Consider the following 17,177-nt stretch of genomic DNA (forward strand, 5'->3'; position numbering starts at 1 on the left):
TCCTGGAGAATCCCATGTCGTCGCTTCCGCTCTCCGGCCTGCGCGTCCTGGACTTGTCGCGCCTGTTGCCCGGGCCCTACGCCACGCTGGTGCTGGCGGACCTGGGGGCCACCGTGGACAAGCTGGAGGAGCCGGACGGCGGCGACTACGTCCGGCAGATGCCGCCCCTGCGCGACGACGTGAGCGGGCTCTTCTACGGGCTCAACCGCAACAAGCGCTCGGTGACGCTGAACCTCAAGACGCCCGAGGGACGCGAGGCGCTGAAGCGGCTGGTGCGCGGCTACGACGTGCTGGTGGAGAGCTTCCGGCCCGGCGTCATGGACAAGCTGGGCGTGGGCGAGGCGGTGCTGCGCGCGGAGAACCCGCGCCTCATCTACTGCGCGATTTCAGGCTACGGGCAGACGGGGCCGGACCGGCTGAAGGCGGGGCACGATTTGAACTACGTCTCCCGTGCGGGGCTCATCGGCTACGGCGGCGAGGCGGATGGGGCGCCGGCGTTTCCGGGCGTGCAGATGGGAGACATCGGCGGAGGGAGTCTCTTCGCGCTGGTGGGAATCCTCGCGGCGCTGCACGAGCGTGAGCGCACGGGGAAGGGGCGCTTCGTCGACGTGTCGATGACGGACGGGGCGGTGGCCTTCCTGCACATGCACCTGGCGTCGCGGCTCTTCATGGGCACGGAGGGCGGGCCGCTGCGGCGCGGGCGCGAGCCGCTCAACGGCGGGTACGCGTGCTACGGGCTGTACCGCACGGCGGATGACCGATGGCTCGCGGTGGGCGCGCTGGAGCCGAAGTTCTTCGCGGGCGTGCTGGCGAAGCTGGAGCGCATGGACCTGATGGAGGACGCGTACGCGCCGGGCGAGGCGGGGGCGCGCGTGAAGGCGGAGCTGACGCGGATGTTCGCGGAGCACCCGCTGGCGTACTGGCAGGAGCGCTTCGCGGGCTCGGACCTGTGCGTCGAGGCGGTGGCGGAAGGGGACGAGGTGCAGAACGACGCGCAGCTCCGCGCGCGGGGCCTCTTCGTGGATGCGGAGGATGCGCGGCTGGGGCGCAAGGTGACACACCTGCTGACGCCGCTGCGCATGGGGGACACGCCGCTGCGCGAGCCGCCCGCGCTGGGACAGCACTCGCGCGAGGTGCTGAAGGAAGCGGGCTTCACCGACGAGGAGCTGAAGCGCCTGGGACACTGACGCCGGGCCGCTCGCTCCACAGCGCCTCGCCGTGCGCGGCGTGGCAGGTGTCGCCCACGAGGTCCAGCGCGAGCTGCCGGTCCTTCGCGGCGATGGACGGCAACTCGTTGAACGCGCCGAGCTCGCTCAGTCGGCGCACCGTGCCTTCGAGGTACGTGCGCGCGCGCTCCACCGTCTGGCGCTGCGCGTCCGTGGGCTTCCAACCGGTGTCATCGCGGTAGCGCCCCAGTGTCTCCAGCAGGTGCCCGTGGAACTTCAGCATCTGCACGAGGAGCGGCAGCCGGTACGCGGGGGCGGAGGCGAGGGCCGTCTCGTACTGCCGCGTCTCCGAGTCCAGCCGGTACAGCAGCACGTCCACCTGCGCGTCCAGCCGCTTGCGCCACGCCTTGCGCACGGAAGGGTGTCGCGCCCAGCCGGCCACCGCCTGGAAGAAGTGCAGCCCGCCGCACGGGTGCGCGTAGATGCCCTGGCCGCGCTTGGGTACCTCGGCGCGGCCGGCCTTCAGGCCCGCGAGCAGCTCGGCATTCGCCATCTCCAGCGTGGTGAGCGCGGTCTCCATCACCGCGTCGAAGCGCACGGTGGCACCGGTGCCGTCGCGGAAGGTGGCACCGGGCTTCAGTACCAGGGACAGCGCGTCCAGCGTCCAGGCGCTGTCCGGTGACGAGGCAAGCGCTGGACGGAAGTCGCGCTTCAGGTCCTCGACCAGCTCTCGCAGCGTCACCGGTCCCCAGGACGCCTCGAAGCGCTGGGACAGCGGGTAGCCGGCGAGCAGCAGCGTCTTCACCTGGAGGGCCGGGTGGGGGTCCACCGGCGTGCCGTCCTGCGTGTACGCGTCGAAGAAGACGTCCGTGCCCTGCGCGGCGTCGCGAGGCCGGCGGTGGAGGAAGTCCGCCACCACCACGTCCGCCGCGGGCCGTCCGCCACTCGCGCGGAAATTCTGTCCGTCCAGCACCATGCCGTGGGCCAGGGCCCAGGGATTGCGCGCGTCCGCGGCCCACGCGCGGCATCGGGCTGCCAGCAGCGACGGTGGGGCAGGGGCCTCACCTGCGGCACCGGCAACCGGCGCCACCAGTCCAGCAATGAGGATGACAGCGAGGCGCATGCGCGGCGGAAAGCGGAACGCGCGCCAGCCGGAAGTCCCGTCGGCGCGCGCCCTCAGTCTCTCACACCACCTGCTCGCGGCTGGCAAGCCGCTTCAGCATCCGCTCCAGCAGGCCGAACAGGGCCTCCTGGTCATCGGGCTCCATCATCTCCAGCAGGCGCCGCAGTCCTTCGTTCACGCTGCTGTTGAGCTGGCGATACAGCGCCGCTCCCTGCTCGGTGAGCCGCGCGACGACGGCGCGCCGGTCCTCGGCGTCCCGGGCGCGCTCCACCAGCTTCATGTCCTCCAGCCGGTCCACCACGCCCGTAATCGTCTTCTTCGTGATGCCCACGCGCTGCGCCAGCACGCCCACGTTGGTGGGGCCATCATTGCCCAGCCACATCAGCGCATGGACCTGCGTCGGCGTGAGCTGGTGGTCCTCGCACATGTCGTGGAGCGGATCCCTCAGCGAGCGGTACCGGCCGAGCTGCACGACGAGCTCGTGCAGCCGGCGGGACTTCGGGGTGGACCTGTCCTCGTCCACCCCGGAAGGGAGACCCTCGTCCGCCGGGTCTCCCTCCTCGTGGAGCTCTTGCTCCGGCTCGCCCGCGGGGGCGAGCGGCTGCACGCGCAGGGCCGGCTTGTCGTCCGGCCGCCGCATCAGGCCGTCTCCACCCGGGCCGCCGCGGCGACTCCCGGCTTGGGTTCACCATGCGGGCCCGCGTGCGGCGCCCCCGTACCCGGGGCGAGGCCCGGACCACGGCGGCGCTTCAGCTTCTCCGTGAGCTGGTCCATCAGCGAGTACACCACCGGCACCACGCCCAGCGTGAGGAACGTGGAGGTGATGAGGCCGCCGATGATGGTGATGGCCATGGGCGCGCGCGTCTCCGCGCCGTCGCCGCGGGCAATCGCCACCGGCACCATGCCGGCGATCATCGCGATGGTCGTCATCAGAATCGGGCGCAGACGTACCGGAGCCGCCTGCAGCAGCGCCTCGGTGGCCGTCTTGCCCTGCTCGCGCAGCTGCAAGGTGAAGTCCACCAGGAGGATGCCGTTCTTCACCACCAGGCCCATGAGCATGATGATGCCGATGAGGGCGAACATCGACATGGCCTGCCCGGTGATGAGCAGCGCGCCAATGGCGCCGATGAGCGCGAAGGGCAGCGACATCATGATGGTGAAGGGGTGGATGAGGCTCTCGAACTGCGCCGCCAGAATCATGTAGATGAGGATGATTCCGAGGAGCAGCGCCGAGCCGAACGACGCCACCGACTTGCCCAGCTCCTTGGCGTTACCCTCGAAGTCGTAGATGACCGTCTTGGGCAGCTCCTTGGCCGCGAGGGTGTTGAGGAAGGTGATGGCCTCGCTCAGCGCGTAGCCGCTGTTCAGGTTGGCCAGCAGCGTGATCTGCCGCTTCTGCGCCTCGCGGTCGATCTGCACCGGGCCGTCGGCCGGGGTGATCTTCGCCAGGTTGCGCAGCTCCACCAGCTGCCCGCTCGGGGCGCGCACGGTGAGCTTGCCCAGTGCCTCCGGGTCCGCCAGCGTCGCCTCGGGCAGACGCAGCTTCACCTCGTACGTGTCGCCGCCCTCGCGATAGTCCGCGAACTTGTCGCGGCCAAGGAAGGCGCGCAGCGTGCCGCCCAGCGACGCCGCCGGCACGCCGAGCTGGGCCGCGCGCTCGCGGTCCACCTCGACGTCGTACTGCGGCTTGCCGGAGCGGTACGTGAGGTCCACGTCCACCAGCCCCGGGTTCTTCAGCATCTCCTGGCGCACCTTCTCCGCGGACGCAATCAGCTCCTGCCAGTTGTCACCGCGCAGGTTGAACTGCACCGCCTGCGAGCGCGAGCCGCCGCCGGCCACGCCGGTGATGTCCTGCACCGTGACGTTGACGCCCTGGCGGGGGTGGATGATGCGGCGCAGGTAGCTCTTCAGCTCCATCTGCGTGAAGCCGCGCTCCTTCACCGGCACGAGGTTGACGATGATTTCACCCTTGTGCACTTCCTCCTGCACGCCGCCGCCGACGGTGGCGAACGTGGAGGAGATGCCGGGGAGGGCGCCGACCTGCGCGGACAGCGCGTCCAGCTCGGCCGTCGTCTCCTGCAGCGTCGAGCCGATGGGCAGCTCCACCGCGAGCTTGATGTTGCCGTTGTCCTGCTCGGGGATGAAGGTGAACTTCAGGAAGCGGGCGAGGCCGAACGTGGCGAAGAGCACGCCCACCGCCACCACCAGCGTCAGGGCGCGGCGCTTGAGGATGCCCGCCAGCAGCGTGCGGTAGCCGGACTCCGTGGCGACGAGCACCTTCTCCACCGCCGCGGACACGCCCGTGGGCGAGCCGTGGTGGCTCAGCATGCGCGACGACAGCATGGGCGTCAGCGTCATGGACACGGCGTACGAAATCATCACCGCCACGGCCACCGTCACGCCGAACTGGTAGAAGAACTTGCCGATGATGCCGTCCATGAAGGCCACCGGGATGAACACCGCCACGATGGCCAGCGTCACCGCGAGCACCGCGAGGGCAATCTGACCGGCGCCCTCCTGCGCTGCCTGGATGGGCGTCGCGCCCTCTTCCAGGTGACGGACGATGTTCTCGATGACCACGATGGCGTCGTCGATGAGCAGACCGATGGACAGCGTCAGCGCCAGCATCGTGACGATGTTGAAGGTGAAGCCCAGCGCCGCCATGACGGCGAACGTGCCCACCACCGACACCGGGAGGGCAATTGCCGCCACCAGCGTGGAGTTCAGGTTGCGCAGGAACACCAGCACGATGAGCACCGCGAGGAAGCCACCGAGCACCAGGTCGAACTGCACCGCGGCGATGGACGAGCGGATGAACCGCGCGTTGTCGGACACCATCTCCACCTTGGCGCCCTGCGGCAGCTGGCTGTTGATCTCCGCCAGCGACGCCTTGACGAGCTCGGCCACCTGCACCGTGTTGGAGCCGGACTGCTTGCGCACCACCAGCGCCACCGCGCCGCGGTCACCGAACTTCGCGCCCGAGCGGGCCTCCGCCGGGCCGTCCACCACGTCCGCCACGTCGCGCACGCGCACCGGCGCGCCGTTGGGGCTGGCGATGATGAGGTTGCGCAGCTCCTCCACGCTCTTCACTTCGGACGTGAGGCGCACCACGCGCTCGCGGCCGCTGTCCATGGTGCGGCCACCCGGCACGTCCAGGTTCTGCGCCTTGACGGCCTGGCTCACGTCGCTGATGGCGAGGCCAAAGCCGCGCAGCCGCTCCGGGTCCACCACGAGCTGGATTTCGCGCTCGCGGCCACCCGTCACGTCGATGCTGCCCACGCCCGGCTGACGCTGCAGCGCCGGCTTCACCACGTCCTCGGCCGTCTTGGTCAGCACCTCGATGGGCAGCGGACCGGACAAGGACAGCGTCATGATGGGCTGCGCGCCGATGTCGAACTTCTCCACCACCGGCGTCTCGATTTCCTCCGGCAGCTTGCTCAGGGTGGCCTGCACGCGGTCGCGCACGTCCTGCGCGGCGATGTCCACCTTGGTGTCGAGGCCGAAGCGCACGACGACCTGCGACACGTTCTCCACGTTGATGGAGCGCAGCTGCTCCACGCCGTTGAGCGTGTTGAGCGCCTCCTCCAGCGGGTCGCTGACGTTCTTCTCAATCGTCTCCGGGTCGGCGCCCGGGAGCACCGTCGTCACGGTGACGACGGGGAAGTCCACGTCGGGGAACTGGTCCACGCCGATGCGCGGATAGGCGTTGATGCCGAACACCACCACCGCCAGCATCAGCATGGCGGTGAAGATGGGGCGGGAAATGAATGTCTTCAGCGGGCTCATTCAGGAGCTCCCAAAAAGGTCATGAGAGGGGAGGGCAGGCGTCACTGCACCACGCGGACGGCCGTGCCCTCCTTCACGTCCAGGGAGGAGTCGGCGAGCACGCGCTCGTCGGCACCCAGTCCCTGGAGGACGCGGACGTAACCGGGCAGCACGCGCTCGACGCGCACGTCGCGCTTGCGCACCGTGCCGTCCTGCACCACCCACACGAAGCCCTCCTGGCCCTTGGCATTCACGGCCTGGGCGGGGAGGAAGAGGCCCTTGTCGTCGGCCTCACCCACGGACGAGAAGTCCAGCTCCACCAGCGAGCCGGGGCGTAGCGGCGAGGCCGTCTCGCCCACCACGTCCGCCAGCACCTCCACGGTGCGGTTGCTGGTGTCCACCACCGCGCCCACCGTGGCGACCTGCACCTCGAAGCGCATGCCGCTGGGGCTCACGGTGCCGGACGTCTTGGAGCCGGGCTTCACCTTGTCCACGACGGACTCGGGGACGAGCGCGCGGACCTCCAGGCCCGTGGTGTCCACCAGGGAGAACACGGGCGTGGGCGGCATCATCGCCACCGTGTCGCCGATGTTCTTCATGCGCGCGGTGATGATGCCGTCGAAGGGCGCGATGATGGCCATGTCGCGCAGGTTCTCCTCCGCCATCTTCACCGCGGCGCCGGCCTGGGCCGCCTGGGCGGCCGCCTGCTTCTGGCCGATCTCCGCCTGGTCCAGGGCCGCCGCGGCCATGCCGCCACCCTCGGCCACCTTGCGCGCGCGCTCCAGGTTGGACGTGGCGAGCTGCAGCGCGGCGTCCGCCGCCTGCTTCACCGCGCGCGCCTGCTCCACGCCGATGACGACGTTGGAGGTGTCGAGCACGGCCAGGGCCTGGCCCTTCTTCACCTTGTCGCCCACCTTCACGTTCATCTTCGCGATGGTGCCGGTGGCCTGCGCACTCAGCGTGGCCTCCTGCTTGGAGCGAACCTGACCCGTCACGCGCGTGACGTTGGCGTTCAGCTCGGTGGCGGGGGTAATCGCCTTCACACCCATCGCCGCGGGGCCCTGCTCGGCCGGAAGGGCCGGCTTGTCATGGCCCTTGGCGCACCCCGTCATCACCACCGTCGCCACCACCGCGGCCATCCACATGCGTCGAATCACGGTCTTCCTGCTCCTGCCGCGCGGATAGCGCCCCTGCCGGCGTCCGCAGCGTCTGCTCTTTGGAAATTCTGCGCTGCGGAAACTACAGTCTCTGTACTGTCTGTCAAGGAGATACTCCGGGAAGCGGACTATCTTGTGCGCGGTCCATTGAGGTCCACCGTACAAGCAGGCAGGCCCAGAGCGCTGCGGGGCGTTGGAGCGTCTCCTTCCCCGAGGGAGGGGCGTCCGGTTGTGACCGGGACGATGCTTGTGGGCTCCGAGTCCTTGTTATTGACTCAAGAATCAACCCTGTTGTTGCCTCAAGAATCAATTTCTTCCCCCCAACTGAGGACGCGCATGCCGAATCCGTTTACCGAGGAGCACGAGGCCTTCCGCAAGACGGTGCGGGCCTTCGTCGAGAAGGAGATGACGCCCCACGGCCTGGAGTGGGACCGGGCGGGCATCTTCCCGCGCGAGCTGTTCAAGAAGGCCGCCGACCTGGGCTTCTTCGGCATCAACCACGACCCGAAGTACGGCGGCAGCGGGCTGGACTACTGGTACGTGACGGCCTTCGCGGAGGAGCTGAGCCGCAGCTACAACGCGGGCGTCAACATGGCGCTGCTGGTGCAGAGCCAGATGGCCACGCCCATCATCAACGAGATTGGCACCGACGAGCAGAAGCGCGAGTTCCTCGAGCCGGCGCTCAAGGGCGAGAAGATTGCCGCGCTGGGCGTGAGCGAGCCGGGCTGTGGCTCGGACGTGGCCAGCATCAAGACGACGGCGCGCCGGGACGGGGATGACTACGTCATCAACGGCTCGAAGATGTGGATTACCAACGGCACGCGCGCGGACTTCATCACCCTGGCGGTGCGCACGGGCGGCGAGGGCTACGGCGGCATCTCCCTGGTGACGTTCCCCACGGACGTGAAGGGCTTCAGCGTCTCCAAGAAGCTGGACAAGGTGGGCAACCTGTCCTCGGACACGGCCGTCCTCTACTTCGAGGACTGCCGCATCCCCCGCCGCTACGTGCTGGGCGAGGAGAACGAGGGCTTCTACTCCATCATGACCAACTTCCAGGGCGAGCGGCTCGTGGGCGCCATCACCACCGTGGCCGGCATGGAGCGGATGGTGGAGGACTCCATCCGCTACGGCAACGAGCGCGAGGCGTTCGGCCGGCCGCTGCTGAAGTTCCAGGTGTGGCGCCACAAGTTCGTGGAGCACCTGACGGCGATTGAAGCAGCCAAGCGGCTCACCTACCACGCGGTGGACGTGTACGACCGGAAGGAAGTCCCCGCGGTGAAGGAGATCTCCATGGCGAAGCTGTTCGCCGGAGACCTCGCGCAGCGCGTGGCCTACGACTGCCAGCAGTTCTTCGGCGGCATGGGCTACGTCGAGGAGACGCCCATCGCCCGCATGTGGCGCGACGTGCGCCTCATCACCATCGGCGGCGGCACCTCCGAGGTGATGAAGGAGATCCTCTCCAAGCTCTACGGCTTCTAGAGGCTGGGGCTGTTTCCCGGGGGCCGTGCGCGTGCATGTGGCTCCCGGGCGTTGGTGCCCGTGAGGCTGTTGCAATCGTGGGACGGAGGGCTGACCTGTTCCAGGTCACCTGACCACCCGCACAAATGCCCGGGATTGCTGGGGACTCGCCCTTCCGTGAGTTGAATTGTAGTGTTTATTTACGCCCGGCCTGGAGCGTGGATGCTCCAGTGTGACGGGCTCGTGCGCGCCAACCCCGCGTTCCCTCACAGGCGGGAAGTTGGCGCGAGGCTTGCTCTAGAGGGCCCACCCCGGCTGCGTCCCCGCCGCCACCGGGCAACCCTCAACACAAGGAAGCCCCTGCATGAGCAAGCGTCTTCGCGTTCCCTCCCGATGGCTGGCCGGGTGGCTGGTCAGTGCGTCTCTCCTCGGTGCGTGCGCGCCGGAGGAGCAGGCCCCCGCGAGCGAGGCGCCGGTGGCCACGCCGGAGTCGAACGAGGCCAGCAACATCTCCGTGAGCCTGTCGGTGCCGAAGGCTTCGCTCAGTGCTCGCGAGGACGTCCTCGTCAGCGTCACCCTCCGCAATGACGGTGCGCGCGCGGCGCGGCTGCTCAAGTGGGCCACTCCGGCGGACGACGTCGAGGAGGCGCTGTTCGACGTCACGGTGGACGGCCAGGCCGTCGCCTTCACGGGCCCGCACTACAAGCGCCCGGCCCCGCAGGACAGCGACTACCTCACGCTGGCCCCCGGCGAGACGCTGACGCGCACCGTGTCGCTGTCGGCCTTCTATGACCTGTCGCGCACGGGCACCTACCGCGTGAGCTACGCCGCGCAGCAGCACGGCTCGGTGACGGCGTTCGCCTCCAACAGCGTGGACCTGTGGGTGGAGGGCCGCGTGGCGCGCGAGGCCGCCGCTGCTCCGGGGGATGTCACGACGCTGGGCGCGATTACGTTCAGCGGCCGTTGCGATGCCACGCAGCAGGCCACCATCACCCAGGCGCTGAACGCGGCCAGCACGATGGCGAACGACGCGAACGGCTACCTGGCGGGCACGGGCTCGGGCACGCCGCGCTACACCACGTGGTTCGGCGCGTACACGTCCACGCGGTGGAACACGGCGAAGTCGCACTTCGTGGCCATCAAGGACGCGTTCGACACGAAGCCCATCACCGTCGACTGCAGCTGCAAGAAGACCTACTACGCCTACGTCTACCCGACGCAGCCGTACAAGATCTACGTGTGCAAGGCCTTCTGGTCCGCGCCGCTGACGGGCACCGACTCCAAGGGTGGCACGCTCATCCACGAGATGAGCCACTTCAACGCGGTGGCCGGCACGGATGATCACGTCTACGGCCAGAGCGGCGCGAAGTCGCTGGCCATCTCCAACCCGGACAACGCGCTGGATAACGCGGACAACCACGAGTACTTCGCGGAGAACACGCCGTTCCAGAACTGAGCTGACGGTGTGATGTGATTCGCGGGGACGGGGGCGATGGTTGCTCCCGTCCCTTCGCTTTTCAGGGCATGCGGTCGTAGATGCTCGTCCAGAAGTCCGAGGACTCGCGAGCACGCAGCCAGCGCCAACGCGACAGGTCCAGCCCGAGCGTGCACACCACCACCGTACGTCCCCGTGTGGCCGTTTCGAGGCGCTCCATGGCCGCATCGAGCGCTGCACCGGTGAAGGGCAGGTAGAGGTAGTAGATGGAGCCCTCTGGCACGGCCTCGCGTGCATCTCCTTGCGCATATGTGACATCAGTGAGGCCGAGAGCCCGGGCCCGCTGACTCGCGGCGTCCACCAGCGCGGGCTCCAACTCCAGTCCGATTGCCTTCGCTCCGGTCAGCAGATGCACCAGCAGAGTGGCCTTGCCGAGCCCGGAGCCGAGGTCGACGAAGACATCACTGGCGCGGATGGGCACGTCGCGGACGAGGTGGAGCAGGGCACCCACTCCGCTCGCATGGTGGCCGATGAGCTCACCCTGTCCCGTGTGCTCCGTACCTGGCGCGGCGGTGATTCCCAGCAGGCGCTCCACCCACGCGTCACGCTCTGCCTCGGGCAGTGACTCCAGCATCGAGGCGAGCGCCGCGCCGCGGAGCGTTCCGCGACGCACCTCGTCCCGGAGGGCTTCAGGTTCCACGGCGGCCATGGCCCGACGTTAGCGGGTGTTCGGGCCCGCTGCCTGTACGTGCGTGCTCCCGTGCCGGTAGGATTGGGGTCTTCGCTGGCGCCCGGCGCCCGGGGGAATCGCTCATGGCACTCAATGAAATCCAGGTCGCGTACAACAACCCGGTCGCGGAGCAGGCTGGGAACTACCGGACGCAGCTCGCCAGCTATCCGAACCTCTTCGGAAACATGTCCATGGGCGGCCGCTGCGTGGCGTATCTCAAGTTCACCGATGGCACCTGGATGGCGCAGATGAGCGAGTCCTCCATGGTGGGCGGTGTCGGGCTCGGGTACGCGAAGCACGCGGAGCAGGTGCTCATCGACTGCTACGCCCTGGAGGCCAACGGCAAGACGGTGGAGTACCTCTACACGGAGCTGCAGTGCTGTGGCACCGGCAGCGGCATGCGCAACTGTCAAGCGACCGTGGAGAACTTCCTGACGAACCACGGCGAGCACGGTGCGCAGACGCCCGTCTACTACTCGTTCCCGTATCCCTCGGGCACTGATCATGCGAGCAAGAGCATCCGCTCGAGCTCCATCGACCAGCTCAAGCAGGAGGCGAAGAACTTCTGATGACACCTCTCATGGCCGCGAGCGTGGCGTGGTACGTGACGGGCCGCTTCTACCTGTCCTCGGACGGGAAGACGTCCCAGGATCTGGGCTACTTCCTCCACCTGGAGGGACTCCAGGGCCCGCTCTTCACGGACCCGAAGAGCCCGAGTGAAACGACGGCGCGGCTCACGTTCCGCTCCGAGCCCTTCACCGCGAGGCAGGTGACGAACGGCAACCTGTCGCTGAGTCTCGACGTGGTGGGGGACTTCCACCTCTATCTCAAGAGCGCGAAGCACGCGGGTGCATCCTTCGAGAACCCGGACTCGTTCTCCGACGGCCAGCACATCGCCACGTTCCGCCGAGTCAGCGTCGTCGCGGGCGGCGCATTCGCCGGTCCGCCCGCCTCGCATCGGGCGCTCTCGCTCAATGTCTTCACGGCGAAGCTGGTGTGGAGCACGGAGTTCGACTTCGACGGCCAGCGCTGTGACCTGGCGCGGCTGCTTCCGCACGGAATCACGCAGTGGGGCGAGGCCGGCCCCGACGTCGTCACTCCGCCGCCCAAGGGCTTCTCGAGCGTCCTCCCATTCCTCGGGTCCGCGGTAGCCGTCGGCGGACCCCCGGTTCGCTGAGAATCGCGATGTCGGAGTCCGAAAGCGAAGCACCCTGGCACATCGTCGAGCCGGAGCTCGATGAGTCATCTCCCCATGCGTGGGTGGCCGACCGCGTGTGGAGGCAGCGGCGTCAGTGGTCGCGCTTCGCGTATGAGAATGCTCGGGAGGAAGAGCCCTTCCGCCCTGACGAGGGCGGAGTCGCCATCCCCGTGACGCCGGAGTTGTTCGCCCGTGCTCGCGTGGCGCCCATCGACCCGGACGCTCGTGTGCCACCCGAGGGCACGCTGGAGGCGCAGCAGGCCCGCCTGTCCGGGACTCTCGGCGTGGGCGCGGAGTGGTCTCCGGACCGCTGGCCCGTGTGCTGCCAGCGGCTCGCGGTGCTGACGCTGGTCAATCCCACCGCGCCGGAATTGGCCCGGTGGGAAGCGAGCCACATCCGACTCACGTCCGAGGCTCTGGATGATCCGCGCTACAACAACTTCTGGACGACCACACTGGAGTGCGTGCGCGCGGGCCGGGCGCCCTACATGAGCTTCAACGTGTTCCAGTGCCACGCGTGCGGGCGCGTCCACGCGCGGCTCTTCAAGTATCCGAAGATGGCTTCGCCGAAGCCGCGTTAGTTCGGTCTGCCGGCGCGCGCGGCCACCTTCAGCTCTCCCGTCGGAGACAGGGCGAGGTGGACCGCCGCCGCCGGGCCGCTCTCACGCTGGAGCGGAATCCGCTCGACGAAGTCTCCCGCCGCGTCGAAGACATGCACGGCGTTGCAGGTGGAGTCCGCCACGTACGCCGTGCCCGCGCTGTCCACCACGACGGTGCGAGGCCACATCATCCCCGAGCCCTCACGCCCGAAGTGCCCGTAGCTCCCCACGCCGTTGAACGCCTCGTCGTAAACCACGACGCGCGCATTCCCGGAGTCCACCACGTGGATGCGCCCGTCCGGCCCTGACGCGATGCCGCGTGGCAACTGCAACTCGCCTGCGCCAAACAGGCCCAGCCATGTGCCCTCCGCGGAGAACACCTGCACACGGTGGTTCAGCGAGTCCGCCACCAGCAGCCGTCCCTGCGCGTCCACGCAGATGCCAGCGGGGCGGAGGAGTTGCCCGGCTTCCTTGCCCGCTCGGCCCACCTGGCCCACGTGCGCGCCGTCACGCGTGTAGACCTGCACGCGGTGGTTGCCCCGGTCCGCTACGTACACGCGCCCCTGCGTCCCCAGCGCGAGCGCGGCCGGACCATTCAGCTCCGTCGTCCCTCGGCCAAAGCCCCCCAGCGTGGCCACCTCCACGCCGCTCGCGTCGCGCACCACCACGCGGTGCTCTCGCGGCCGCAACTCCAGGACCTGTCCCAGGGTGTCGAAGTAGAGGAGCGCATCGCCCCCGCCAACCTGGAGCGCCGCGGCCCCCGGTGAGCCGCCGGCACAGCCGGTGCCCGCGACGGGCAGGATGAACGAGGCGGCTCCCACCGCCGAGAGCCGCAAGAAGTGACGCCGTTCCAGGTGCATCCCCGGAGCCTAGTGTTCAAACGTCAACACTGGAAAGATGCAATAATGCTGACCCGCTTGGGGTCGCCGGGACTCACTGCCTCTTCAGTGGAACGGCAGGACGCGCGAGTTCCTCGAGTCGCGGGCCCTCCGGGTGCTCACTTCTTCCGGAACAGGGCCTCCGCGGCGTTCAGCATGGCGTCGCGGCTCTCCTTCTCGTGGAGGCCGCCCTCGCCAATCTGGAACAGCTCGCAGAAGTTGGCGCCGTCCTTGTCCTTGGGCACCTCGGCGAAGGGCTCCTTGCACTCCTTGGCCACGCCCGGGTCGAAGTGCCGGCAGTTGCGGCACGAGCGGATGTCCTCGCCGCAGCCGGGACACGCGTCGCGCCTCCCCACCTGGTTGGCGATGATGTCGAGCGGGCGTCCACAGTGCGCGCAGCCGGGCATGGCCACCTCCAAGAGAGAGAAGGGGCCGCCATTGTGCCAGCCGGCACAGGCGCGCGGGAGTCTTCAGCGCTGCGGGCTGGAGACGAGCGCCGGAGTGCGCTCCGGGGAGACGGGCACGGGAGGCGGGGGCGCGGACGGGCGCAGCTCGCCCGTGGCGTCCAGCAACTGGTCGTCCAGCCGCTTGAGCAGGAAGAGCATGTACGCGGACACCGCGGCCAGCACCGACGCCAGGATTCCCAGCAACATGCCGCGCTGCCACCGGTGCGCGCGCTCCAGCACGGCCCGGCGCTCCGCGAAGGACTTGAGCTGGGCGTCCGCCGCCGTGCCGTCCAACTTCGTGGCGTACTCCTGGGCCTGGGCGGTGCCACGCTCCATCAGCCACTGTCCCTGCACCTGCAGGGCGTCCGAGCGCGTGTAGCAGTACCCCGCCACACCGGCGGACAGCAGGGAGATGCACAGCGCCGCAGTCACGCTCCGGGTGCCCATTTTCGACGTCCTCCGGACTGGCCTTTGCGCGGGTCTACACACCCGCGACCGCTCCGGCTTCCCGAAGACAGTAGCGGATGCTAGGGAGCCCCCCTGACATGGGCAAGCCCTACCGTCCTAAAGACCACTATTTCCAGAAGGCCAAGCAAGAGGGGCTACGCGCCCGCTCGGCATTCAAGGTCGACGAGCTCATCAAGCGCTTCCCCATGGTGAAGAAGGGGCACGTCGTCCTGGACCTCGGCGCGGCCCCGGGCGGCTTCCTCCAGATTCTGGCGGACGCGGTGGGGCCCTCGGGTCGCGTCATCGGCGTGGACATCGTTGCCATCCGCCCCTTCACGCAGCGGCACGTGCAGACGGCGGTGCTGGACGTGCTCGCGGACGACTTCGACGCGAAGCTGAAGGAGATGTACGACGGGCCCTTCGACGCCGTCATCTCCGACATGGCGCCCAAGACGAGCGGCATCAAGGCCACGGACGAGGCGCGCAGCCTGCGGCTCGCGGGCAAGGCGCTGGAGGTGGCCGCCACGCGCGGCCGGCCCGGCTCGTCCTTCGTCGCCAAGGTCTTCATGGGCGGCGACTTCGAGGATTTTCGCAATCAGGTCCGCGCACTCTTTGAGGAAGTGAAAGTGGTGCGTCCCGAGGCCACGCGCGGCGCGAGCATGGAGGTCTACCTGGTGGGGTTGCGCCGCAAGGCCCCCGCGCCCGCTGCAACCTGAGTTCATTGTGGAACGATTCGGCGGGCGGCTGTGTCTAGAGTGCCGCCCATGGTGCGTCGTGAAGGCACAGCCGCAGGTCCGTCGGAAAGCCCCGACGAAGAGGGCGTGCCATGCTGCACCGTTCCAGCGGGTGAAAGTCCCGTCCGGGTAATCACCGGAGAGCCCGGTAGCAGACCACCACCGAGGGTCGAGAGGTCCGAAGGTGAAGCGTGGTGTCAAAAGCCCTCCACGGCGAAAGTCGTGGGAGGGGAGCAACAACGCGGGCCGCAACATCAAGTGAAGCCTGCCGCCTCGTCACAGTTACAACCCGAGAGCCGAGCCGGGCATGTCGCGGCGAAGGCCATGCGAAGCGCGGGCAAGTCCGGATACGCGCGGAGTCTCGGCGGGGTAGAGGGCGCAGCACGCGTTGAAGGAAGGGTGCGGAACACGAGAGGCCCGTCTGCGCAGCCGACGTCCGGCAAGGGCCGCGCGTATAAGCCGAAGGCGAAAGCGAGCGGAGCGCAGCGGGAGTCCGAGGGGCTCGTAGTACCGGGGAGGGAGGCGACGAATAACGCCTCCGGAGGGAAGGGGCCCTGCTTTGGTAAGGCTTCAGCGGGAGGTAAGGGCGAGGGCATGGTTCGGCTCACCGGACCCAATCACCCCGTTCGGCAAGGGCCGGACGAGAAAGTCCGACGACTCCAGAGGAAGCTCTACGTCGCAGCCAAGCAGCAGAAGGGGCGCCGCTTCCACGCGCTGTTTGACCGAATCCACCGGAGTGACGTCCTGTGGGAGGCGTGGAGGCGGGTGCAACGAAACAAGGGCGCCGCTGGCGTGGATGGCGTCACGCTGGAGGCGGTGGAGCGGTACGGCGTCGAGAAGCTGCTGAGTGAGCTTCAAGACGCGCTCCACGCAGGCCGGTACCGGCCCCCGCCGGTACTCAGGCGGTACATCCCCAAGGCGGACGGGAAGCTGCGGCCGTTGGGGATTCCGACGGTCAAGGACCGCGTCGCGCAGATGGCGGCGAAGCTGGTGCTGGAGCCGATATTCGAGGCGGACTTCCTGCCCTCGTCCTTCGGCTTTCGGCCCCGGCTGGGCACCTTGCAGGCGCTGGAGACCATCCGCGAGAAGACCAACGGCGGACGGGACTTCGTGCTGGATGCGGACATCCGCGACTATTTCGGGAGCCTCGACCAGGGGTTGCTGATGGAGCGGCTGGAGGCCCGTGTCTGCGACCGGAGGGTCCTCAAGCTGGTGCGTGGCTGGCTCCGCGCAGGGGTGATGGAGGAGGGCCGGCACTCCGAGACAATCTCGGGGACGCCGCAGGGGGGAGTCATCTCCCCGTTGCTCTCCAACATCTACCTGCACGACTTCGACTCCGAATGGCAGCGCCAGTGCGCACGGGTGGGCGAACTGGTGAGGTACGCGGATGACTTCGTGGTGCTGTGCAAGGACCGCGAGGCAGTCGAGGAAGCCGAGCGGAGAGTCAGAAGTCTCTTCGAGCGGTTGAAGCTGACGCTGCACCCGGAGAAGACGCGGAAGGTGGAGCTGAGCGACGGGAAGCAAGGCTTCGACTTCCTGGGTTGCCACCTGCACAAGCGGATGTCGGGGAAGCTGTGGGAAGAGAAGCGGATACGCCGCTACTACCTCCACCGGTGGCCCTCGAAGAGAAGCATGGTGCGGGTGAGAGCCAGGACGAAGGAGCTGACGGACGCGAGGCTTGGCGGGGTGAAGGACGTGCGGGTGGTCATCGCCGCCCTGAATCCCGTGCTCCGAGGATGGGGCAACTACTTCCGCACCGGGAATGCGGCCCGGAAATTCGCCCAGCTCGACAAGTATGTAGAGCGGAAGCTGACGCGCTTCATGGTCCGCCGGTACGGGCGCAAGCTGAGGCCCGGGCAGGTGAATCAATGGACGCGTGAGTGGTTTGAGGGACACGGCCTGCACCGATTGCGCGGAACCATCCGCTACCCCAAGCCGTGCAAGCTGCAACGTGAACAACCATCGTTAAGCCGTGTGCGGGAAATCCGCATGCACGGTTTGAAAGGAGGCGGGTGGAAACGGAACGCTTGAGCGTCACCGC

At 68.4% G+C, this 17,177-nt stretch carries 16 protein-coding genes; 8 read left to right on the forward strand and 8 right to left on the reverse strand.

Going from position 1 to position 17,177, the window contains the following annotated elements:
- Window positions 1-14: 14 nt before the first annotated feature.
- On the forward strand, window positions 15-1,187 hold the full coding sequence (locus ACVTJA_RS19485) for a CaiB/BaiF CoA transferase family protein (protein ID WP_465838141.1): 1,173 nt from the start codon (window positions 15-17) through the stop codon (window positions 1,185-1,187).
- On the opposite strand, the gene ACVTJA_RS19490 is transcribed toward ACVTJA_RS19485, so the two are convergent.
- From ACVTJA_RS19490 to ACVTJA_RS19505, 4 genes are all read right to left on the reverse strand, one after another.
- Window positions 1,153-2,289 carry a hypothetical protein gene (locus ACVTJA_RS19490; protein ID WP_465838143.1) on the reverse strand — a complete coding sequence of 379 codons (1,137 nt, stop codon included), beginning with the start codon at window positions 2,287-2,289 and terminating at the stop codon, window positions 1,153-1,155. The genes ACVTJA_RS19485 and ACVTJA_RS19490 overlap by 35 nt on opposite strands.
- A gap of 61 nt (window positions 2,290-2,350) precedes the next feature.
- Entirely contained in the window at window positions 2,351-2,929 is a 579-nt protein-coding gene (locus ACVTJA_RS19495; RefSeq protein WP_465838145.1) for a MarR family winged helix-turn-helix transcriptional regulator, read from the reverse strand.
- Window positions 2,929-6,075, reverse strand: coding sequence for an efflux RND transporter permease subunit (locus ACVTJA_RS19500; protein ID WP_465838146.1), 3,147 nt, complete (start codon window positions 6,073-6,075; stop codon window positions 2,929-2,931). The genes ACVTJA_RS19495 and ACVTJA_RS19500 overlap by 1 nt, the downstream gene beginning before the upstream one ends.
- Window positions 6,076-6,116: 41 nt before the next feature.
- Window positions 6,117-7,199 carry an efflux RND transporter periplasmic adaptor subunit gene (locus tag ACVTJA_RS19505; RefSeq protein ID WP_465840449.1) on the reverse strand — a complete coding sequence of 361 codons (1,083 nt, stop codon included), beginning with the start codon at window positions 7,197-7,199 and terminating at the stop codon, window positions 6,117-6,119.
- 348 nt (window positions 7,200-7,547) lie between these two features.
- On the opposite strand from ACVTJA_RS19505, the gene ACVTJA_RS19510 reads away from it, so the two are divergent.
- Both ACVTJA_RS19510 and ACVTJA_RS19515 read left to right on the forward strand, forming a co-directional pair.
- Window positions 7,548-8,690, forward strand: coding sequence for an acyl-CoA dehydrogenase family protein (locus tag ACVTJA_RS19510; protein WP_465838148.1), 1,143 nt, complete (start codon window positions 7,548-7,550; stop codon window positions 8,688-8,690).
- A gap of 343 nt (window positions 8,691-9,033) precedes the next feature.
- On the forward strand, window positions 9,034-10,125 hold the full coding sequence (locus ACVTJA_RS19515) for a M35 family metallo-endopeptidase (RefSeq protein ID WP_465838150.1): 1,092 nt from the start codon (window positions 9,034-9,036) through the stop codon (window positions 10,123-10,125).
- A 61-nt stretch (window positions 10,126-10,186) separates the two neighbouring features.
- On the opposite strand, the gene ACVTJA_RS19520 is transcribed toward ACVTJA_RS19515, so the two are convergent.
- Window positions 10,187-10,813 carry an SAM-dependent methyltransferase gene (locus ACVTJA_RS19520; protein WP_465838152.1) on the reverse strand — a complete coding sequence of 209 codons (627 nt, stop codon included), beginning with the start codon at window positions 10,811-10,813 and terminating at the stop codon, window positions 10,187-10,189.
- 104 nt (window positions 10,814-10,917) lie between these two features.
- Here ACVTJA_RS19520 and ACVTJA_RS19525 point away from each other — a divergent pair, with 104 nt between their 5' ends.
- Genes ACVTJA_RS19525 through ACVTJA_RS19535 form a run of 3 tightly spaced genes read left to right on the forward strand, consistent with a single transcriptional unit; the run spans window position 10,918 to window position 12,613 of the window.
- Complete coding sequence (locus ACVTJA_RS19525) at window positions 10,918-11,403, forward strand: nucleic acid/nucleotide deaminase domain-containing protein (protein ID WP_465838153.1); 486 nt, start codon at window positions 10,918-10,920, stop codon at window positions 11,401-11,403.
- Window positions 11,403-12,011, forward strand: a complete 609-nt coding sequence (locus ACVTJA_RS19530; protein ID WP_465838155.1) for a hypothetical protein — start codon at window positions 11,403-11,405, stop codon at window positions 12,009-12,011. The genes ACVTJA_RS19525 and ACVTJA_RS19530 overlap by 1 nt, the downstream gene beginning before the upstream one ends.
- An 8-nt stretch (window positions 12,012-12,019) precedes the next feature.
- Window positions 12,020-12,613, forward strand: a complete 594-nt coding sequence (locus ACVTJA_RS19535) for a hypothetical protein (RefSeq protein ID WP_465838157.1) — start codon at window positions 12,020-12,022, stop codon at window positions 12,611-12,613.
- On the opposite strand, the gene ACVTJA_RS19540 is transcribed toward ACVTJA_RS19535, so the two are convergent.
- From ACVTJA_RS19540 to ACVTJA_RS19550, 3 genes are all read right to left on the reverse strand, one after another.
- Window positions 12,610-13,491: an NHL repeat-containing protein gene (locus ACVTJA_RS19540; RefSeq protein WP_465838158.1), complete on the reverse strand. Its 882-nt coding sequence runs from the start codon at window positions 13,489-13,491 to the stop codon at window positions 12,610-12,612. The two genes, ACVTJA_RS19535 and ACVTJA_RS19540, sit on opposite strands and share 4 nt — an antisense overlap.
- A gap of 137 nt (window positions 13,492-13,628) precedes the next feature.
- Window positions 13,629-13,916 carry a hypothetical protein gene (locus tag ACVTJA_RS19545; protein WP_465838160.1) on the reverse strand — a complete coding sequence of 96 codons (288 nt, stop codon included), beginning with the start codon at window positions 13,914-13,916 and terminating at the stop codon, window positions 13,629-13,631.
- Window positions 13,917-13,979: 63 nt separating this feature from the next.
- Window positions 13,980-14,402, reverse strand: a complete 423-nt coding sequence (locus ACVTJA_RS19550; protein ID WP_465838162.1) for a hypothetical protein — start codon at window positions 14,400-14,402, stop codon at window positions 13,980-13,982.
- A 77-nt stretch (window positions 14,403-14,479) separates the two neighbouring features.
- On the opposite strand from ACVTJA_RS19550, the gene ACVTJA_RS19555 reads away from it, so the two are divergent.
- Window positions 14,480-15,118 (forward strand): SAM-dependent methyltransferase, encoded by a 639-nt coding sequence (locus tag ACVTJA_RS19555; RefSeq protein ID WP_465838164.1) that lies wholly within the window; start codon window positions 14,480-14,482, stop codon window positions 15,116-15,118.
- A gap of 783 nt (window positions 15,119-15,901) precedes the next feature.
- Window positions 15,902-17,167 carry a group II intron reverse transcriptase/maturase gene (gene ltrA, locus ACVTJA_RS19560; RefSeq protein WP_465825123.1) on the forward strand — a complete coding sequence of 422 codons (1,266 nt, stop codon included), beginning with the start codon at window positions 15,902-15,904 and terminating at the stop codon, window positions 17,165-17,167.
- Window positions 17,168-17,177 lie beyond the last annotated feature (10 nt).

It is taken from the genome of Pyxidicoccus sp. M6 (genome assembly GCF_055568925.1).

Bases quoted from the DNA above. Each gene is read 5' to 3' on its own strand.
- ACVTJA_RS19485 (WP_465838141.1), top strand. From the start codon at position 15: ATGTCGTCGCTTCCGCTCTCCGGCCTGCGCGTCCTGGACTTGTCGCGC.
- ACVTJA_RS19490 (WP_465838143.1), bottom strand. From the start codon at position 2,289: ATGCGCCTCGCTGTCATCCTCATTGCTGGACTGGTGGCGCCGGTTGCC.
- ACVTJA_RS19495 (WP_465838145.1), bottom strand. From the start codon at position 2,929: ATGCGGCGGCCGGACGACAAGCCGGCCCTGCGCGTGCAGCCGCTCGCC.
- ACVTJA_RS19500 (WP_465838146.1), bottom strand. From the start codon at position 6,075: ATGAGCCCGCTGAAGACATTCATTTCCCGCCCCATCTTCACCGCCATG.
- ACVTJA_RS19505 (WP_465840449.1), bottom strand. From the start codon at position 7,199: ATGTGGATGGCCGCGGTGGTGGCGACGGTGGTGATGACGGGGTGCGCC.
- ACVTJA_RS19510 (WP_465838148.1), top strand. From the start codon at position 7,548: ATGCCGAATCCGTTTACCGAGGAGCACGAGGCCTTCCGCAAGACGGTG.
- ACVTJA_RS19515 (WP_465838150.1), top strand. From the start codon at position 9,034: ATGAGCAAGCGTCTTCGCGTTCCCTCCCGATGGCTGGCCGGGTGGCTG.
- ACVTJA_RS19520 (WP_465838152.1), bottom strand. From the start codon at position 10,813: ATGGCCGCCGTGGAACCTGAAGCCCTCCGGGACGAGGTGCGTCGCGGA.
- ACVTJA_RS19525 (WP_465838153.1), top strand. From the start codon at position 10,918: ATGGCACTCAATGAAATCCAGGTCGCGTACAACAACCCGGTCGCGGAG.
- ACVTJA_RS19530 (WP_465838155.1), top strand. From the start codon at position 11,403: ATGACACCTCTCATGGCCGCGAGCGTGGCGTGGTACGTGACGGGCCGC.
- ACVTJA_RS19535 (WP_465838157.1), top strand. From the start codon at position 12,020: ATGTCGGAGTCCGAAAGCGAAGCACCCTGGCACATCGTCGAGCCGGAG.
- ACVTJA_RS19540 (WP_465838158.1), bottom strand. From the start codon at position 13,491: ATGCACCTGGAACGGCGTCACTTCTTGCGGCTCTCGGCGGTGGGAGCC.
- ACVTJA_RS19545 (WP_465838160.1), bottom strand. From the start codon at position 13,916: ATGCCCGGCTGCGCGCACTGTGGACGCCCGCTCGACATCATCGCCAAC.
- ACVTJA_RS19550 (WP_465838162.1), bottom strand. From the start codon at position 14,402: ATGGGCACCCGGAGCGTGACTGCGGCGCTGTGCATCTCCCTGCTGTCC.
- ACVTJA_RS19555 (WP_465838164.1), top strand. From the start codon at position 14,480: ATGCTAGGGAGCCCCCCTGACATGGGCAAGCCCTACCGTCCTAAAGAC.